Source organism: Saccharopolyspora sp., from assembly GCF_017434145.1.
Taxonomy (GTDB): Bacteria; Actinomycetota; Actinomycetes; order Mycobacteriales; family Pseudonocardiaceae; genus Saccharopolyspora_C; species Saccharopolyspora_C galaxeae.
This window is the reverse complement of sequence record NZ_JAFRFW010000938.1, coordinates 1-2399: the sequence shown is the minus strand read 5'-3', so window position 1 is coordinate 2399 and position 2399 is coordinate 1. Positions and strand designations below refer to the sequence as shown.

Genomic DNA, 2399 nt, shown 5'->3' with positions numbered 1-2399 from the left:
TGCCGCACACCTCGGCGGTGATCACGAACCTGGCCGACGAGCTGGAGCTGGTCGACCGGATGCAGGACGCGCTCACCGGAGAGCTCAACCGTCGCCAGGAGCACCTGCGCGCTTCCGGCAACTACGCCTCGCGACGCGACTACGAAGCGGCCCGCGCGCAGGGTGCGCAGCTGGAACCGATGCCCGCGCTGTTCATCGTGGTCGACGAGTTCAGCGAGATGCTCTCCAGCAAACCCGAGTTCGTAGACGTGTTCGCGATGATCGGCCGGCTCGGCCGGAGCCTCGGGGTGCACCTGCTGCTGGCCTCGCAGCGGCTCGACGAGGGCCGCATCCACAAGATCGAGACGCACCTGTCCTACAAGATCGGGCTGCGCACCTTCTCGGCGATGGAGAGCCGCAGCGTGCTCGGGGTGCCGGATGCCTACGAGCTGCCGACCAGTCCCGGCAACGGCTACCTGCGCCCGGACACCACGAACCTGGTGCGGTTCAAGGGCGCATACGTCTCCGGCCCGTACCGGCCGAGCAAGCGCCAGCGCACCACCCGGGCGAAGGCCGAGCAGCAGGTCGTGTCGTTCGGTACCGGCTACGTCGAACCGACCGCGGCACCGCAACAGGAGCCGGAACCGGAGCCGGCACCCGACGAGCCCGCGCAGTCCATGCTCGAAGTGCTGATCGAGCGGCTGCGCGACATCGGGCCCCGTGCGCACCAGGTCTGGCTGCCGCCGCTGAAGACCTCGCCGACCCTGGACCAGCTGCTGCCGCCGCTGGTCGACCACGGTGAGCTCGGGCCGCGTCCGGTCGGCGACCTGGAGACGGCGGGCCTGCAGATCCCGGCGGGTCTGGTGGACCTGCCTGCGCAGCAGCGCCGCGAACTGCTCGAAACGGACCTGTCCGGCAGCAAGGGCAACGTGGCCGTGGTCGGCGGGCCGCAGACCGGCAAGAGCACGATGCTGCGCACCATGCTCAGCTCGCTGGCGCTCACGCACAGCGCCGCTGAAGTGCAGTTCTACTGCCTGGACTTCGGCGGCACGCTCAGCTCGCTGGCGAAGATGCCGCACGTGGGCAGCATGGCCAACCGGCTGGACAAGGACCGCGTCACCCGCACCGTGCTGGAGATGACGAACCTGCTGGCCCGGCGGGAAGCGCTGTTCGCCGAGCACAACATCGACTCGATGACCAGCTACCGGCGCGCTCGCCGGGAAGGCCGGTTCCACCAGGACGACCCGTCCGGCGACGTGTTCCTGGTGGTCGACGGCTGGTACACGATCCGGCAGGACTTCGAGGAGCTCGAGGACCGGTTCACCGAGCTCGCCGCGCGCGGCCTGAGCTTCGGCATCCACCTGCTGGTCGCCACCAACCGCTGGTCGGAGATGCGGCCGTGGCTGCGGGACGTGCTGGGCACCCGGTATGAGCTGCGGCTCGGCGACCCGGTGGACTCGGAGGTCAACAGCAGGCTGGCCGCTACCGTGCCGAACATTCCCGGCCGCGGGCTGACCACCGACAAGCTGCACTTCCTGGCGGCGCTGCCGCGCATCGACGGGACGTCGGACACCGAAGACCTCGCCGATGCCACCACCGAGCTGTCCGAGGCGCTGGCCCAGCCGGGCGCGCCGCGGGCTCCGCAGGTGCGGATGCTGCCGACGATGCTCTCGGCGAGCGACCTGCCCGACCCGGTGCGGCCGACACCGCAGGCGGTCGTTCGGGTTCCGCTGGGCATCGAGGACGTCGGTCTGTCCACCCAGTGGTACGACTTCGACGCCAGCCCGCACCTGCTGGTCTACGGCGATGCCGAGACCGGCAAGACCAGCGTCCTGCGGCACATCGCCCGCTCGATCACCGCCGCCTACGGCCCGGACGAGGCGCGGGTGATGTTCGGCGACTTCCAGCGCGAGCTGCACGACTCGATCCCGCCGGAGAACCAGATCGAGTACGCGGTCGGTGCGGATGCGCTGGGCAAGTCCATCGCGGGCGCCGCGGTCGGGCTGGAGAAGCGCATTCCCGGACCGGAGATCAGCCCGAGCCGGTTGCCGAAGCGGGACTGGTGGCAGGGCGGCCGGCTGTTCGTCATCATCGATGACTTCCAGCTGGCGGAGAGCGGTTTCGGCGGCGGGGTGCTGGAACCGCTGATGCCGCTGATCCCGCACGGCGCGGACATCGGGGTGCACGTGATCATCGCGCGCAGCACGTCCGGTGCTGCGCGGTCGATGTCGAACCCGGTGATCCGGCGGATGTGGGAGCTCGGGACGCCGGGGTTGCTGCTGTCCTGCCCGAAGGACGAGGGCATGTTCCTGGGCAACCTGCGTCCCCGCACCTTGTTGCCGGGCCGCGCCCAGTACGTCAACCGCCGCCGCTCGGTCCGCCTGGTCCAAACCCCGCTGACCGAGGGCACCAACCCGAAG

1 protein-coding gene is annotated in these 2399 nt (G+C 70.2%); it reads left to right on the top strand.

The window, feature by feature from the left end:
- Positions 1–17: 17 nt before the first annotated feature.
- Positions 18–2399: type VII secretion protein EccCb (gene eccCb / locus IJH84_RS25345; protein WP_295149843.1), on the top strand; the 2382-nt coding region annotated here is incomplete at its 3' end.